The sequence below is a fragment of the Nocardioides sp. dk884 genome, assembly GCF_009557055.1.
In the GTDB taxonomy this organism is placed as follows: Bacteria; Actinomycetota; Actinomycetes; order Propionibacteriales; family Nocardioidaceae; genus Nocardioides.
The window spans coordinates 3,910,881-3,925,650 of record NZ_CP045649.1 but is presented as its reverse complement, the minus strand read 5'-3'; the positions used below and the strand labels follow the sequence as shown (position 1 = coordinate 3,925,650).

The 14,770-nt window shown below is 73.7% G+C and carries 15 protein-coding genes; 10 read left to right on the top strand and 5 right to left on the bottom strand.

What is annotated here, in order from left to right; genetic code table 11:
• Positions 1–60: 60 nt before the first annotated feature.
• The 4 genes from purD to GFH29_RS18680 all read left to right on the top strand — a co-directional run bounded on the left by purD (position 61) and on the right by GFH29_RS18680 (position 4,457).
• Complete coding sequence (purD, locus tag GFH29_RS18695) at positions 61–1,332, top strand: phosphoribosylamine--glycine ligase (RefSeq protein WP_153325905.1); 1,272 nt, start codon at positions 61–63, stop codon at positions 1,330–1,332.
• Entirely contained in the window at positions 1,332–2,762 is a 1,431-nt protein-coding gene (purB, locus tag GFH29_RS18690) for an adenylosuccinate lyase (protein ID WP_153325249.1), read from the top strand. Before purD ends, purB begins: the two co-directional genes overlap by 1 nt.
• 94 nt (positions 2,763–2,856) lie before the next feature.
• Positions 2,857–3,423, top strand: coding sequence for an RNA polymerase sigma factor (locus GFH29_RS18685; protein WP_153325248.1), 567 nt, complete (start codon positions 2,857–2,859; stop codon positions 3,421–3,423).
• Complete coding sequence (locus GFH29_RS18680; protein WP_153325247.1) at positions 3,420–4,457, top strand: hypothetical protein; 1,038 nt, start codon at positions 3,420–3,422, stop codon at positions 4,455–4,457. The genes GFH29_RS18685 and GFH29_RS18680 overlap by 4 nt, the downstream gene beginning before the upstream one ends.
• An 11-nt stretch (positions 4,458–4,468) precedes the next feature.
• On the opposite strand, the gene GFH29_RS18675 is transcribed toward GFH29_RS18680, so the two are convergent.
• The 3 genes from GFH29_RS18675 to GFH29_RS18665 form a co-directional block, all read right to left on the bottom strand.
• Positions 4,469–5,038 carry a hypothetical protein gene (locus GFH29_RS18675; protein ID WP_153325246.1) on the bottom strand — a complete coding sequence of 190 codons (570 nt, stop codon included), beginning with the start codon at positions 5,036–5,038 and terminating at the stop codon, positions 4,469–4,471.
• Positions 5,039–5,109: 71 nt separating this feature from the next.
• A complete protein-coding gene (locus GFH29_RS18670) occupies positions 5,110–6,552 on the bottom strand; it encodes an MFS transporter (protein ID WP_153325245.1) in 1,443 nt (480 codons plus the stop codon).
• A gap of 40 nt (positions 6,553–6,592) precedes the next feature.
• Positions 6,593–8,038, bottom strand: coding sequence for an MFS transporter (locus GFH29_RS18665; RefSeq protein WP_228387610.1), 1,446 nt, complete (start codon positions 8,036–8,038; stop codon positions 6,593–6,595).
• A gap of 120 nt (positions 8,039–8,158) precedes the next feature.
• Between GFH29_RS18665 and GFH29_RS18660 the strand changes: the two genes are divergently transcribed.
• The 3 genes from GFH29_RS18660 (at position 8,159) to GFH29_RS18650 (ending at position 11,161) form a co-directional block, all read left to right on the top strand.
• Positions 8,159–9,055 carry a phosphoribosylaminoimidazolesuccinocarboxamide synthase gene (locus GFH29_RS18660; RefSeq protein ID WP_153325244.1) on the top strand — a complete coding sequence of 299 codons (897 nt, stop codon included), beginning with the start codon at positions 8,159–8,161 and terminating at the stop codon, positions 9,053–9,055.
• An 8-nt stretch (positions 9,056–9,063) separates the two neighbouring features.
• Complete coding sequence (locus GFH29_RS18655; protein WP_153325243.1) at positions 9,064–9,459, top strand: SRPBCC family protein; 396 nt, start codon at positions 9,064–9,066, stop codon at positions 9,457–9,459.
• A gap of 133 nt (positions 9,460–9,592) precedes the next feature.
• The gene (locus GFH29_RS18650; RefSeq protein WP_153325242.1) at positions 9,593–11,161 is read left to right on the top strand and encodes a long-chain-fatty-acid--CoA ligase; all 1,569 of its coding nucleotides are present in this window, start codon (positions 9,593–9,595) and stop codon (positions 11,159–11,161) included.
• A 13-nt stretch (positions 11,162–11,174) separates the two neighbouring features.
• Here the strand turns inward: GFH29_RS18650 and GFH29_RS18645 are convergent, their stop codons facing one another.
• The gene (locus tag GFH29_RS18645) at positions 11,175–11,699 is read right to left on the bottom strand and encodes a general stress protein (RefSeq protein ID WP_153325241.1); all 525 of its coding nucleotides are present in this window, start codon (positions 11,697–11,699) and stop codon (positions 11,175–11,177) included.
• Between the two features lie 80 nt (positions 11,700–11,779).
• On the opposite strand from GFH29_RS18645, the gene purS reads away from it, so the two are divergent.
• The 3 genes from purS to GFH29_RS18630 are packed head-to-tail and all read left to right on the top strand — an operon-like array spanning position 11,780 to position 13,154.
• The gene (gene purS, locus GFH29_RS18640) at positions 11,780–12,049 is read left to right on the top strand and encodes a phosphoribosylformylglycinamidine synthase subunit PurS (protein WP_153325240.1); all 270 of its coding nucleotides are present in this window, start codon (positions 11,780–11,782) and stop codon (positions 12,047–12,049) included.
• Positions 12,046–12,711, top strand: a complete 666-nt coding sequence (gene purQ / locus GFH29_RS18635; RefSeq protein WP_153325239.1) for a phosphoribosylformylglycinamidine synthase subunit PurQ — start codon at positions 12,046–12,048, stop codon at positions 12,709–12,711. The genes purS and purQ overlap by 4 nt, the downstream gene beginning before the upstream one ends.
• A complete protein-coding gene (locus tag GFH29_RS18630; RefSeq protein WP_153325238.1) occupies positions 12,708–13,154 on the top strand; it encodes a DUF3817 domain-containing protein in 447 nt (148 codons plus the stop codon). The genes purQ and GFH29_RS18630 overlap by 4 nt, the downstream gene beginning before the upstream one ends.
• Before the next feature lie 99 nt (positions 13,155–13,253).
• Here GFH29_RS18630 and GFH29_RS18625 read toward each other — a convergent pair whose 3' ends face one another.
• Positions 13,254–14,663: a glycoside hydrolase domain-containing protein gene (locus tag GFH29_RS18625; RefSeq protein WP_153325237.1), complete on the bottom strand. Its 1,410-nt coding sequence runs from the start codon at positions 14,661–14,663 to the stop codon at positions 13,254–13,256.
• Positions 14,664–14,770: the final 107 nt, after the last annotated feature.

The window sequence follows — 14,770 nt, the reverse complement described above, 5'->3', positions numbered from 1 at the left end:
CCGCTGACCGCGGGCCGGGCCCGCACCTCGCGACAAGGACCCCCTCACGTGACGACCTCCCTGCGCTGCCTCGTGATCGGCACGGGTGGCCGCGAGCACGCCCTGGCGCTCGCGCTCTCCCGTGACCTCGGCGTCGCCGAGGTGCACGCCGCACCGGGCAACCCCGGCATCGGCGAGGTCGCGACCCTGCACGAGGTCGACGCGATGGACCCGGCGGCGGTGGCCGCGCTGGCCACCGCGATCGGCGCCGACCTGGTCGTGGTCGGCCCGGAGGCGCCGCTGGTCGCCGGCGTGGCCGACGCGGTGCGCGCCGCCGGCATCGCCTGCTTCGGCCCCTCGCGGGAGGCGGCCCGGCTCGAGGGCTCCAAGGCGTTCTCCAAGGAGGTCATGGCCGCCGCGGGCGTGCCGACCGCCCGCTCGGCCACCTGTGACACCCCCGAGCAGGTCGCGGCCGCGCTGGACGCCTACGGCGCGCCGTACGTCGTGAAGGACGACGCGCTGGCCGCCGGCAAGGGCGTCGTGGTGACCACCGACCGCGACGAGGCGCTCGCACACGCCGCCGGGTGCGGGCGCGTGGTGGTCGAGGAGTTCCTCGACGGCCCGGAGGTCTCGCTGTTCGCGGTCTGCGACGGCACCACGACCTACCCGCTGCAGCCGGCGCAGGACTTCAAGCGGATCTTCGACGGCGGCCGCGGCCCCAACACCGGCGGCATGGGCTCCTACACCCCGCTGACCTGGGCGCCCGCCGACCTGGCGAGCACCGTGGTCGAGACGGTGGTGCAGCCGACCCTCGCCGAGATGGCCCGCCGCGGGGCGCCGTTCGTGGGCTGCCTCTACGTCGGTCTCGCGCTGACCGCGGCCGGCCCGCGGGTCATCGAGTTCAACGTCCGCTTCGGCGACCCCGACATCCAGCCGGTGCTGGCGGTGCTGGACACCCCGCTGGGCGGGCTGCTGCTCGCCGCCGCCGAGGGGCGCCTGGCTGAGGTGGAGGCCCCGCGCTTCCGCGACGAGGCGGCCGTGAGCGTGGTGCTGGCCTCCGCCGGCTACCCCGAGTCCTCCTCCAAGGGCGACGTGATCGACGGGGTCTCCCTCGCCGACGCGGAGCCGGACGTCGACGTCATCCACGCCGGCACCGCGCTGGTGGACGAGGAGCTGGTCACCGCCGGCGGGCGGGTGCTCGCCGTGCGCGCCACCGGCACCGACGTGGCCGACGCGCGGGCCCGTGCCTACGCGGCCGCCGAGAAGATCTCGTTCGAGGGCCTCCAGTGCCGCTCGGACATCGCAGCCGAACCCCTGGGCGTCGTCGAAGGCGCCTCCGTCAAGGAGTCCTGATGAGCGTCCCCAACGTGCTGGCCACCCGCTACGCGAGCGCCGAGCTGGCCCGGATCTGGTCGCCCGAGCACAAGATCGTGCTGGAGCGCCAGCTGTGGGTGGCGGTGCTGAGGGCCCAGCGCGACCTCGGCATCGAGGTCCCCGACGGTGTGATCGAGGCCTACCAGGCCGTCGTCGACCGCGGCGAGGACGGCGTCGACTTGGCCTCGATCGCCGCCCGTGAGCGGGTCACCCGCCACGACGTGAAGGCCCGCATCGAGGAGTTCTGCGACCTCGCCGGGCACGAGCACATCCACAAGGGCATGACCTCGCGCGACCTCACCGAGAACGTCGAGCAGCTCCAGGTGCGCCAGTCGCTCGCTCTGGTCCGTGACCGTGCGGTGGCCGCCCTGGTGCGCCTCGGCCGGCTTGCCGCCGAGCACGAGGTCACCGTGATGGCCGGGCGCAGCCACAACGTGGCGGCGCAGGCGACCACGCTGGGCAAGCGCTTCGCGACCGCCGCCGACGAGCTGATGGTCGGCATCGAGCGGGTCGAGGACCTGCTGGGCCGCTACCCGCTGCGCGGCATCAAGGGCCCGATGGGCACCGCCCAGGACATGCTCGACCTGCTCGACGGCGACGAGGCCCGCCTCGCCGACCTCGAGGGCCGGGTCGCGGCCCACCTCGGCTTCGACCGGGTGTTCACCAGCGTCGGGCAGGTCTACCCGCGCTCGCTCGACTACGACGTGGTCACCTCGCTGGCCCAGCTGGTGGCGGCGCCCTCCAACCTGGCCACCACGGTGCGCCTGATGGCCGGCATCGAGGTCGTCACCGAGGGCTTCAAGGAGGGCCAGGTCGGCTCCTCGGCGATGCCGCACAAGATGAACAGCCGCTCCTGCGAGCGCGTCAACGGCCTCGCCGTCGTGCTGCGCGGCCACGTCTCGATGATCGGCGAGCTCGCCGGTGACCAGTGGAACGAGGGCGACGTCTCCGACTCCGTGGTGCGCCGCGTGGCGCTGCCGGACGCGTTCTTCGCCGCCGACGGGCTGTTCCAGACCTTCCTCACCGTGCTCGACGAGTTCGGCGCGTTCCCAGCCGTCATCCAGCGCGAGCTGGACCGCTACCTGCCGTTCCTGGCCACCACCAAGGTGCTGATGGCAGCGGTGCGCAACGGTGTGGGCCGCGAGGCCGCCCACGAGGCGATCAAGGAAGCCGCGGTCGGCACGGCGCTCGACATGCGCCGCGGACAGGCCCACAACGACGTCTTCGACAAGCTCGCCGCCGACCCCCGCCTGGGCCTCGACGCCGCGCAGCTGGCCTCGCTGGTCGCCGAGCCGATCACCTTCACCGGCGCCGCGGTGGCGCAGGTGCAGGAGGTCGTGCGCCGGGTCGGCGAGATCGCCGCGCGTCACCCCGAGGCCGCGGCGTACGTGCCGGGCGAGATCCTCTGAGGTAGCCCGCGGCGGGGCTGACCGCCCCGCCACGACGACACGCGTCAGCGCGTGGAGCCGCAACGCTCGGTCCCGTGCCGGACATGGTGGGGACATGAGCCAGTTCCCCGAGGGACGTGAACAGGAGTTCCGCCGGCTGTACGCCGCGTACTTCGACGCCGTGCTCGGCTACGCCCTGCGGCGCACCGACCGCCCGGAGGACGCCGCCGACGTCACCGCGGAGACCTTCCTGGTCGCCTGGCGACGGCTCGCGCACGTGCCGCCGGGGGAGGAGGCTCGGCCCTGGCTCTACGGCGTCGCGCGCCGGACCCTGGCCAACCACCGCCGCGGGGAGCACCGCCGCAGCGACCTCGGCGCGCGCCTGCGCCGGGAGTTGCCCGCTGCCCTCCCGGACCCGTCCGCCGACGTCGTGCAGCGCGCCGACGTCACCGAGGCCATGCGCCGGCTGAGCGGCCGGGACCAGGAGGTGCTCGAGCTGCACCTGTGGGAGGGGCTCCAGCCGCGGGAGATCGCCGAGGTTCTGGGGCTGACCACGGTAGTGGTCCGCCCGCGCCTCTCCCGGGCCCGGGCCCGGTTGCGCGAGGCGCTCGGCAACGATCCGGAGCCGGCCGGACACCACCACTCCACAGACCTGCTCGCCGCCCAGGAGGAGACGCCGTGAACCCCAAGCTGACCGACGAGGCAGTGGCCTCGCTGCCGCTGTCCCGCGGGCGCGCCGACCTCCTCGAGGAGATCGTGAGCACGCCGCTCCGCGAGCGCACCGAGCCGTCCGTCGTCCGCGCAGGCCGCACCCGCTGGGTCGCGCCGCTGGTCGCTGCCACCGTGGCGGCGCTGGCGCTCGTCCCGCTGTGGTGGGGCGGGGGCGGCGACGGGACCGGCGGTCCGGCCGGGACGGCCGTCGGGCAGCGGACCGGCCACGAGCCCGTCGCCGCGGAGTCCTACCGGGTGGTCCTCGACGCCCCGGGCTGGACCCTGGTCACCTCGGCCGTCGAGGAGGCCAGCGCGGAGCTGACCTACGAGCGCGGCACGCAGGTGGTCTCGGTGATGTGGGGCGAGGCCGACTCCTACGAGGACTACCTCGTCGACCGCGAGCACATCACCGACCCGCGCTCGCCCGGCGAGCCGATCGTGGTGCTCGGCCTGGAGTCCCGGCTGTGGGCCTACGGCGCCACCGACCACACGGTGCTGCGGCCGGTGCAGCACGGGCACTGGGCGGAGGTCCGCGGCAGCGGGATGGACCGCGAGGCCTACGAGGGCCTGCTCACCCGGCTGCGGCAGGTCGACCTGGCCGGCTTCGAGGCGGTGCTGAGCGGAGAGGCCGTGACCAGCGCCGAGCGTGCCGAGGCGATCGCGGAGATCCTCGACGCGATCCGCTCCGTGGCCGACCCCGCCCTGCCGCCAGGCCTGGACCCCGCGTCGATCACCTCGGAGCAGGTCGACCCCTACCACCTGGGTGCCGACGTCGCCGGCGCGGTGGCCTGCGCCTGGCTCGGGGAGTACCGCGCCGCACGGCGGGCCGGCCAGGACGAGCGGGCGGCCACCGCGGTGACCGCGCTGGGCACCTCCCGCGACTGGCCGGTGCTGGTGGAGATGCGCGACGAGGGGGACTACGCCGAGGTGGTCTGGCAGTTCGCCGACGACGTCGCCGAGGGCCGCCTCCCGCGCTACCGCGAGGCGCTGGGCTGCCCGCGCTGAGGCGGCAGCACTCAGCGTCCCCAGGTGACGGCGTCGCGGACCGGCGCCGGCACGCCGGCACGCAGCTCGGGGTCGGGCACCGCGCCGAGAGCGTCGTTGACGGTGGAGAACGCCGCGCGCAGCGCCACGAAGACGGTGATCGCGAAGATCTGCCGCTCGGTCCAGCCCGCGGCGCGCAGCTCCTCGACGTCGCCGGCGGTGGTGGCGTTGGCGTCCCGGGCGACCGCCCGCGCCCAGGCCGCCATCGCCCGCTCCGCGGGGCTCAGCCCGTCGTGGGAGCCGGTCAGCACGGCGACGGCGAGGTCGGGGTCCGCGACGGTCGCGAGCCTCCCGCCCCAGGCCAGCGCGCAGTAGGAGTCGCCGATCGTGGAGGCGCACGCCGCGACCAGGATCCCGCGCTGACGCAGCGTGAGCTCGCCCGCCGCGACGACGTCGTCGAGCAGCGTGAACAGCCCGTCGTGCGCGGGCGGGTGGTGGGCCCACAGGCGCGAGAGATCCATGATGTAGCCGTCGTCGGCCACGTCCGCGTCGTACAGCGCCTGCGCCTCCGGGGTGTCCGGAGCGTCGTGGAGGAAAGCCATGAGCCACTCGACACCCGGTGGGCGAGGAGCGTCAAGACCCCTTCAGTGGCGTCCGCTGCGCCGAGCGCGAGTCAGTGCTCGGCGCGCGCCGAGCGGATCGCCACCACCAGGGCGAGGCTGAGCAGCACCAGCGCGGTGACCAGCGCGGCGCGCAGGCCGACGGCGGCCGAGGTCGCCGAGCCGGTGCCGTAGGCGGTCATTAGCAGCGCGGCGCCGAAGGCGGTGCCGATGCGCTGCCCGGTCTGCACCGCGCCACCGGCGGCACCGCCCATCACGGGCGGGACGTCGGCGAGGGTCAGGGTGAAGTTGGGCGAGATCACCCCGCCCGCGCCGATGCCGGCCAGCAGCAGGCACGGCACCAGCACCAGTGCCAGCGAGGCGCCCTCGCGACCCGGCGCGAGCAGCGCGACGAGCACGATGCCGGACATCATCATCACCAGCGCCCAGACCGTGATCCGGCGCCCGATCCGGCTGACCAGGCGACCCGCGACCGGCGAGGTGACCCCCGACCCGACCGCGAAGGGCGTGATCAGCAGGCCGGCCTCCAGCGGCGAGAGCCCGAGGTGCTCCTGCAGGTGCACCGAGAGCACCAGGAAGATGCCGGTGAACCCGGTGAAGTAGAGGGTGCCGATGACCAGGCCGTCGGCATAGCCGGGCACCTGGCGCAGCAGCCCGACCTCCAGCAGCGGCGGGCGACCGATCCGGCGCAGCCGCGCCTCCCAGCGCACGAACGCCCACCCCAGCGGTACGGCGAGGGGGATCAGCAGCAGCGGGAGCCGGGCGCCGCCCTCGGCGAGCACCATCGGCCACAGCACGGTGAGCACGGTCAGCCCGAGCAGCACGGCGCCGACCACGTCGATCCAGGGCCGCCCCTCGCCGCGCCGGCCGGGGGTGAGGCGCAGGATGCCGATCAGGGCGGCCAGGCCGATGGGGACGTTGATCCAGAACAGCCAGCGCCAGCCGTCCTCCTCGCCGGCCAGGGCGATGATCAGGCCGCCGATGACCGGGCCCAGCGCGGAGGCGGTCGCGACCGTGACCCCGAACATGCCGAACGCGCGCCCGCGCTCGGCGCCGCGGAACAGGTCCTGGATCAGGCCGGTGTTCTGCGGGGTGAGCAGGCCGGCCGAGGCGCCCTGGAGGAGCCGGGCGAGGATCACGGTCTCGACGTTGGGCGCCAGGCCGACCAGCACGCTGGAGGCCATGAAGCCGATCAGCCCGAGCGTCATCAGCCGGCGCCGGCCGTAGGCGTCGCCGAGCCGGCCGCCCGCGACCAGGGTCAGCCCGAAGGTCAGCGCGTAGCCCGAGACCACCCACTGCACCGTGGAGGTCGAGGTGTCCAGCGCCTCGCGCATCGAGGGCAGTGCGACGTTGACGACCGTGACGTCGAGCAGCGACATGAACCCGACCACCAGGTTGACCCCGAGGATCCGCCAGCGTCGCGGGTCCGCGACGAACGCGTCGTCGACGACACCGGGGGAGGCCGGGGCGTGCCGCGGCGGGGTCTGCTCGTTCATCGAGGTGCAGGTTCCCTCTCCTGGGTCCGACGACACGGGGTCAGCCGCCCGACACCGGGGTACGTCGCCCGGCGCGGGCCGCGCCCACCGCCAGGGCGAGCGCGAGCAGGAGCACCACGACCGCGACCAGCAGCGCCACGCGCAGCGCCTGCCCGGGGTCGGGCCCGCCCAGGCCGTACGCCGTCATCAGCAGGGCGCTGCCGAGGGAGGCGCCGATCCGCTGGGCGGTCTGCACCACGCCCGCGGCGGCCCCGCCCATAGCGGGCGGTACCTCGGCGAGGGTGAGGGTGAAGTTCGGCGGGATGACCGCGCCGCCGCCGAGGCCGGCGACCAGCAGCAGCGGCACCAGCACCCACCACAGCGCGGTGTCGCCGCGCCCCGGGACGGCCAGCGCGGTCGCGAGCGTGGCCGCGAGCATCACCAGCAGCGCCAGCACCGTGATCCGGCGCCCGAGCACCCCCAGACCGCGGCTGGCCACGGGCGCGATCACGGCCGCGCCGACCGCCAGAGGGGTCAGCAGCAGCCCGGTCTCCAGCGGGCCCAGGGAGCGGCCCTCCTGGAGGTGGACCGAGAGCACGAGCGTGATGCCGGTGAAGGCGGTGACGTAGGTGGCCCCGACCGCGATTCCGATGCCGTAGCCGGGCAGGCGGCGCAACAGCGCCACGTCCAGCAGCGGCGGGCGGCCGGCGGCCTGGGTGTGCCGCTCCCAGCGCAGGAACGCCCAGCCCACCAGCACCGCGGTGGGGGCCAGCAGCATCGACCAGCCGATCCCGGAGCGCGCGCCGACCAGCGGGTAGAGAAGGCACAGCACGCTCAGGCCGAGCAGCAGCGCCCCCGGCACGTCGACGCGGCCGTCCGCGTCGGGCACGCGCGGCTTGGCCGGCAGGGTCCGGGCGATGGCGACCAGTGCGATGAGCCCGATCGGGACGTTGACCCAGAAGATCCAGCGCCAGCCCTCCGGTCCGCCGGCCACGCCGAGGATCAGCCCCCCGATCAGCGGGCCGACCGCCGAGGACAGCGAGATGGTCAGCCCGAAGCGGCCGAAGGCCCGGGCCCGCTCCGCGCCGCGGAACAGCTGCTGGATCAGTCCGGTCGACTGCGGGGAGAGGATCCCGGCGGCCGCACCCTGGGCCAGCCGGGCGGCGATCAGCAGCTCCGGGGTGGGCGCGAGCCCGACCAGCATGCTGCTGGCCACGAACGCACCGAGGCCGATCAGCAGCATCCGGCGGCGTCCGTAGGCGTCGCCAAGCCGACCGCTCGCGACCAGGGTCAGCCCGAACGCCAGCGTGTAGCCCGAGACCACCCACTGCGCGGTCTCGGTGGAGATGGCCAGGTCGGAGCGGATCGAGGGCAGCGCGACGTTGACGATGCTCACGTCGAGCAGCGACATGAAGCCCAGCACCTGCACCGTGGCCAGGATCCGCCAGCGCCGCGGGTCCTCGACGTACGACGTGCCGGCGGTGGGGGCGGGCTCGACGGCGGTCACGCACGCGAGCCTGCCGTGGCTGGGCGCCGCGCGCTGCTGCCGCGTTCCGTACCGCGGCACGGTGTCCGGGTTCGGTGGCGGCGGGGGAGGCGCCCACCCGCGGGCTCTAGGGTTGGCGCCGTGGCCGAGCCGAACATCCCACCCGCCCCGGCGATCGAGGGTGCGCGGCACCTGCACTCGGGCAAGGTGCGCGACCTCTACGAGATCGAGACCGGCGAGCACGCCGGGCAGCTGCTGATGGTGGCCAGCGACCGGATCTCCTCCTTCGACTGGGTGCTGGACAGCACGATCCCGGACAAGGGCGAGATCCTGACCCGGATGTCGCTGTGGTGGTTCGATCAGCTCACCGACCTGGTCCCGCACCACGTGCTCTCCACCGACGTGCCCGAGGCCGTCCGCGGGCGCGCGGTGATCTGTGAGCGCCTGGAGATGTTCCCGGTCGAGTGCGTGGCCCGCGGCTACCTCACCGGCTCCGGGCTGGCCGACTACCGCGCGACCGGCGAGGTGTGCGGCATCGCGCTGCCGGCTGGCCTGGAGGAGGCCAGCCGGCTGCCCGAGCCGATCTTCACCCCGGCCACCAAGGCCGAGCTCGGCGACCACGACGAGAACGTCTCCTACGACGCGGTCGTCCGCACGGTCGGGGAGGAGACCGCCGCGTCGCTGCGCGAGCTGACCCTCGCGGTCTACGAGCGCGCCGAGGGCATCGCCCGCGAGCGCGGCATCATCCTGGCCGACACCAAGTTCGAGTTCGGCCTGCGCGCCGACGACGTGATGGTGCTGGGCGATGAGGTCCTCACCCCGGACTCCTCGCGGTTCTGGCCGGCCGCCGACTGGCAGCCTGGGCGGACCCAGGCCTCCTACGACAAGCAGAACGTCCGCAACTGGCTCACCTCTCCGGAGTCCGGCTGGGACCCGCGCTCCGACGTGCCGCCGCCGGCGCTGCCGCCCGCGGTCGTCGAGCACACCCGGGCCCGCTACGTCGAGGCCTACGAGCTGCTCACCGGCGAGCGGTTCTAGGGCCCGCCATGCGCCTGCCGGTCGCGCCCGAGGTCGCCTTCGACTTCCTGGTCGACCCGCGCCACCGGCCGGCCTGGCAGTCCAGCCTGGCCCGCGTCGAGGACGTCGACGGCGCGCCCCGGGTCGGCCAGACCTGGGTCGACGTCACCAGGCCCGGGCTGCGCCCGCGGATGGAGACCACCGTGCTGCAGCGCCCGCACCGCTGGACCGAGCGCGGCACCTGGCGCTCCTTCGCCGCCGAGCTGACCCTGACCTTCGCCCCGGCACCGGGCGGCTGCGAGGTCGAGCCCACCCTCACGCTCCGCGCCGATGGCCCGGCCCGCCCGCTGGCCGCGCTGCTGGCCCGCCTCGCGCCGTACGCCGTCCGCGCCGACCTGCGCCGCGCTGCCCGCCTCCTCGCCTGACCCTCCGCGCCGAGTCGGCTCTTGTGGTTGCGCGAGTCGGCGCCAATGGCGGAACGACGGGCCGGCGCGGGCCCTGTCCCGGGCGGGGACCGGCACGTAGGTTGTCCCCACACCCCAGCCGTTGGAGGCTCCGTTGTCGTACAACCTCTCGTCCCTGCTCGAGGACAGCGCCGCGAAGTACCCCGACCGGGACGCGGTGGTCCTCGGTGACACCCGCCTGAGCTACTCCTCGATCAACGCCTTCGCCAACATGTGCGCCAACCTGCTGGTGGAGCGCGGCATCGGCCCCGGCGACAAGGTCGCGCTGAGCTGCCCCAACACGCCGTACTTCACGATCGTCTACTTCGGCATCCTCAAGGCCGGGGCGACGGTGGTCCCGCTCAACGTGCTGCTCAAGGGCCGCGAGATCGCCTACCACCTCGAGGACTCCGACGCGAAGGCCTACTTCTGCTTCGAGGGCACCCCCGAGCTGCCGATGGGCGTCAACGGCCACGCCGGATTCGAGGCCGTCGACGGTTGCGAGCACTTCTTCGTCATCACCGCCGACCTCGGCGCCCCCTCGCCGATCGAGGGCACCGAGACGATGGCCGGGGCGACGATGACGCACCCGGGCGCGTTCGAGACCGTCGCCACCGACGAGGACGACACGGCCGTCATCCTCTACACCTCCGGCACCACCGGGCAGGCCAAGGGCGCCGAGCTGCGCCACCGCAACATGCGCGACAACGCACTCGCCAGCGAGGCCCTCTTCGGCGCCGACGCTGCGAACCCCGACACCTACCTGTGCGTGCTGCCGCTGTTCCACTCCTTCGGCCAGACCGTGTGCCAGAACGGCGCCTTCGCCTTCGGCGGCACGGTCGTGATGCTGCCGCGCTTCGAGCCGGTCGCCGCGCTGGAGCTGATGCGCCGCGAGCGGATCACCTTCTTCGCCGGCGTCCCCACGATGTACTGGGCCCTGCTCGGCGCGCTCGAGGAGGGGATCGACGCCCAGGCGATCGCGGAGAGCCTCCGGGTCGCGGTCTCCGGCGGCTCCGCGCTCCCGGTCGAGGTGCACCGCGAGTTCGAGAAGCGCTTCGGGGTCACGATCCTCGAGGGCTACGGCCTCTCCGAGACCTCCCCGGTCGCCTCGTTCTCCGAGTACGGCGCCCCGGCGCGACCCGGGTCGATCGGCGTGCCGATCCCGGGCGTGGAGATGCGGCTGGTCGGCAGCGACGGTGTCGAGGTCACCGGCGACGGCCCCGGCGCCGACGTGATCGGCGAGATCGCGGTCCGCGGGCACAACGTGATGAAGGGCTACTACGCCCGCCCCGAGGCGACCGCGGAGGCGATCGACGCCGACGGCTGGTTCCGCACCGGCGACCTGGCCCGCAAGGACGAGGACGGCTGGTACTACATCGTCGACCGGGCCAAGGAGATGATCATCCGCGGCGGGTTCAACGTCTATCCGCGCGAGATCGAGGAGGTGCTCCTCACCCACCCCGAGGTCTCGCTGTGCGCGGTCATCGGGGTGCCCCACGACACCCACGGCGAGGAGATCAAGGCGATCGTGATCCGCACCCCCGGCTCGGACCTCACCGAGGACGCGCTGGTCGCGTGGGCCAAGGAGCAGATGGCGGGCTACAAGTACCCGCGCCTCGTGGAGTTCCGCGAGAGCCTGCCGATGACCGCGACCGGCAAGATCCTCAAGCGCGAGCTGAGCTGAGCGCGGGCGCTGCTCAGGCGAACGGGTTGGGCTGGCTGCCCGGCAGCTGGGCCAGCAGCTCGCGGGCCTGGGCGGCCACCTTGTGCTCGACCAGCACCTCATAGCGGGTCGCGACCACCTGGGTGACCGAGGAGAAGTCGCGGCGCCCGCGCGTGGCGGCGTACCCGACCAGCGACCAGATGACGCCGAAGAGGGCGCCGAAGAGCAGCGTTGAGATCAGCACCGCCAGGGCGCCCTCGGTGGTGAACAGCACGAACAGCAGGCCCACGAAGAGGCCGAGCCACGCCCCGGACGCCGCGCCGCCGAGGGCCACCTTGCCGGTGGTGAGGCGGCCGGTGATCCGCTCGATGCGCTTGAGGTCGGTGCCGACGATCATGCACTGCTGCACGGGGAACTTGCGGTCGGAGAGGTAGTCCACGGCCCTCTGAGCGGCCGCGTAGTCGTCGTACACGGCGAGGGACTGGGGGAACTCCAGGCGTAGCGGGTTCGCTCCCGGTCCGGGGACGCCGCTGCCGGCGCCGGGGGTGGGCATGCTCATGGCTCCAGTGTGCCGGACCGGGGGTGAGCGATCCCTCGTAGAATGGCGGCACACCCACCCCTGCTTCCCAGGAGCCTCACGTGCCCCGAGTCGTCGTCGACGTCATGCCCAAGCCCGAGATCCTCGACCCGCAGGGGAAGGCCGTGCTCGGCGCCCTGCCCCGCCTGGGCTTCTCCGGCGTCGTCGACGTGCGCCAGGGCAAGCGCTTCGAGCTGGAGATCGAGGGCGAGGCCAGCGAGGCCGTCCTCGCCGAGGTCCACCAGATGGCGGAGACGCTGCTGTCCAACCCGGTGATCGAGAACTTCACCGTGCGGGTCGAGGACGCCAGCGGCGCCGAGGTGCTCGCGTGAAGGTCGGCGTCGTCACGTTCCCCGGCTCGCTGGACGACGTCGACGCGCAGCGCGCGGTCCGCATCGGCGGCCACGAGGCCGTCGCGCTGTGGCACGGCGACCACGACCTGCAGGGGGTGGACGCGGTGGTGCTGCCCGGCGGCTTCTCCTACGGCGACTACCTGCGCTGCGGGGCGATCTCGCGCTTCTCCCCGGTCATGGCGGAGGTCGTCGAGGCCGCCCGCCGCGGCATGCCCGTGCTGGGCATCTGCAACGGCTTCCAGATCCTGTGCGAGTCCCACCTGCTGCCCGGCGCGCTGATCCGCAACACCGAGCAGCGGTTCCTCTGCCTCGACCAGCCGCTGCGCATCGAGAACAACCGCACCCCGTGGACCTCGTCGTACGACGAGGGCGCGGAGATCGTGATCGCGCTCAAGAACGGCGAGGGCGCCTTCGTGGCCGACACCGAGACGCTGGATCGTCTGGAGGGCGAGGGCCAGGTCGTCGCGCGCTATGTCGGCAACCCCAACGGCTCCCTGCGCGACATCGCCGGCATCTGCAACGAGCGCGGCAACGTCGTCGGCCTGATGCCCCACCCGGAGCACTCGGTCGAGGACCTGACCGGCACCGGGACCGACGGTCTCGGCTTCTTCACCTCACTCGCAGCTGGAGTGTTTGCATGACCCCGATCCGTCTCTACCGCTTCATCGCCCGCGCCGAGGCCGTGACCTGGGCGCTGCTGCTGGGCGGGATGTTCCTCAAGTACGTCACCGACACCACCGAGCTCGGCGTCCGCATCGGCGGCATGGTCCACGGCGCGGTGTTCATCGCCTACTGCCTGAGCACCGTCCTGGTCGCGCTGGACCAGCGCTGGCCGCTCAAGCAGACCGCCCTCGGCCTGGTCGCGGCGGTGCCGCCGTTCGCGACCGTGCCCTTCGAGATCCACGCCGAGCGTCGCGGGCTGCTCGCCGACACGTGGCGGCTGCGCACCCAGGAGCCCGGCGGCTTCCTCGAGAAGGTCGCCGCCTGGTTCATCCGCAAGCCGTTGCAGGGCGTGGTCACCGGCCTCGTCGCGGTGGGTGTGCTCTTCGGCGTCGCGCTGGTCGCCGGCCCGCCGGTCGGCTGACCGGCTCCCCACCTGAGACGCCGTACGCCGGCACCGCCTGAGCGGTGCCGGCGTACGGCGTTTTCGTGCTGTGCGTGGTGCTGTGCGGGGGAGCGGGCCTCAGCGCACGCCCTTGGCCAGGTGGCGCCAGGTCCGGCCCTCGACCACGCCGGACTGCGGGAGCCCGACCTTCTTCTGGTAGCCCTTGACCGCGGCGGTGGTGGTGGCCTCGAAGGTGCCGGTCACCGCGATCGCGGCCGCCGGGCGGGCGGCGTTCAGGGCCCGCTGGACGCGGCGCACCATGGTGCCCGCGGAGCCGTGCTTGAGCACCGCGCGCGGCCCGGCCGCGGTCAGCGACATCCAGTTCTTGTGCGTCCAGCTCCGGCTGACCGGCTGGCCGGCCTCGCGCTGCCACTGGTTGACCGCCTTGATCAGGCGGGTGTTGTAGGTGCCGTGCAGGCGACCGGTGTAGATGCCCTGCTCGGTCAGCAGGCACTGCAGCGCCATGACCTGCGCGGCCGGGGCGACCCGGCCGGCGGTGGGCGCCTGGAGGGCCTGGTAGCGCTCGAAGTCCACCCGGACGCCGCCGCAGTGGGTCTCGCGCGCGGCCACCGAGCCCTGGCCCAGGTCGAGGTAGTTGCTGTCGATGTTGATGCGCACCCCGCCCCAGGTCTCGTCGTGCCCGCCGCGGTACTGCTTGAGCCGGCCACCGGGACGCCACCCGTCCTCGGGGATGTACGTGGTGGAGGTGTTGGCGATGCCGTCCCAGCGGGCGATCCAGATCTGGTCGGGCACCACGATCGCGCGCTGCTTGGTACGCCGGGCCTTGTCCAGCGCCACGATGCCGGAGGAGGCGCTCGAGTAGACCCCGGAGAGGTAGCCCTGGGCGCGGACCCGGTTGGTCCAGCCGGTCAGGAACGCCAGCGCGGACTCACGGCAGTGGGTGTTGGTGTTGTCGTAGCCCTCGAGGTCGTAGAACAGCGTGCTGCCGGGCACGATCCCGAGCCGCTTCGCGGCGGCGACGGCCGAGTCGGCCTCGGCGCGGCCCATGGTGCGGGCCTGGCCGTAGAGGCCGTGCTTGCCGGGCGCGGGGTTGATCGTCGGGTCGTTGCCGTAGCGCGGGAAGCGCGGCTGGCACGACGCCTGCGGGCCGAGCGTGATCGGCAGCAGCCGCCAGCCCTTGGCCAGCTGCTTCTTGACCCAGGTCGGGGTGAGGTTCGGCTGGTCCCGGCAGGCCCGCGAGGCGCCGGAGATGTAGACGCCGACCGCGAGGAACGGCGAGGTGCGCAGCCAGGTGTTCATCGCCTGCTGGGTCGGGGTCAGGCACTGGTCGAAGCCGTAGCCGGTGAAGCTGCCCGGCGTGGGCGGGTTCGACGCGGAGGCGGACGCGGCTGCGGCGGCGGGCGGCGGGGTGGTCAGCACCGTGGTGGTGCCGGCGACGCTGAGGGCGAGCATCGCGGCGAGGGCGCCGGCGAGGCGGCGGCCCGGGCGGGTGCGGGCGCGGGACGTGCGAAAGGACGGGTGACGCATGGGGAAGCTCCAGGGCAGGACCGGGGCCAGGGCCGGGTCGGGGTTCTGGCAGTCGGCTCGTGAGTCGAGCCTCGTCACCCTAACCACAGCAGTCACAGCAGTCCCAG

Coding starts and splice junctions, on each gene's coding strand:
- GFH29_RS18625 (WP_153325237.1), bottom strand. CDS start 14,663: ATGCGTCACCCGTCCTTTCGCACGTCCCGCGCCCGCACCCGCCCGGGC.
- GFH29_RS18645 (WP_153325241.1), bottom strand. CDS start 11,699: ATGAGCATGCCCACCCCCGGCGCCGGCAGCGGCGTCCCCGGACCGGGA.
- purB (WP_153325249.1), top strand. CDS start 1,332: ATGAGCGTCCCCAACGTGCTGGCCACCCGCTACGCGAGCGCCGAGCTG.
- GFH29_RS18670 (WP_153325245.1), bottom strand. CDS start 6,552: ATGAACGAGCAGACCCCGCCGCGGCACGCCCCGGCCTCCCCCGGTGTC.
- GFH29_RS18630 (WP_153325238.1), top strand. CDS start 12,708: ATGACCCCGATCCGTCTCTACCGCTTCATCGCCCGCGCCGAGGCCGTG.
- GFH29_RS18685 (WP_153325248.1), top strand. CDS start 2,857: ATGAGCCAGTTCCCCGAGGGACGTGAACAGGAGTTCCGCCGGCTGTAC.
- GFH29_RS18655 (WP_153325243.1), top strand. CDS start 9,064: ATGCGCCTGCCGGTCGCGCCCGAGGTCGCCTTCGACTTCCTGGTCGAC.
- GFH29_RS18675 (WP_153325246.1), bottom strand. CDS start 5,038: ATGGCTTTCCTCCACGACGCTCCGGACACCCCGGAGGCGCAGGCGCTG.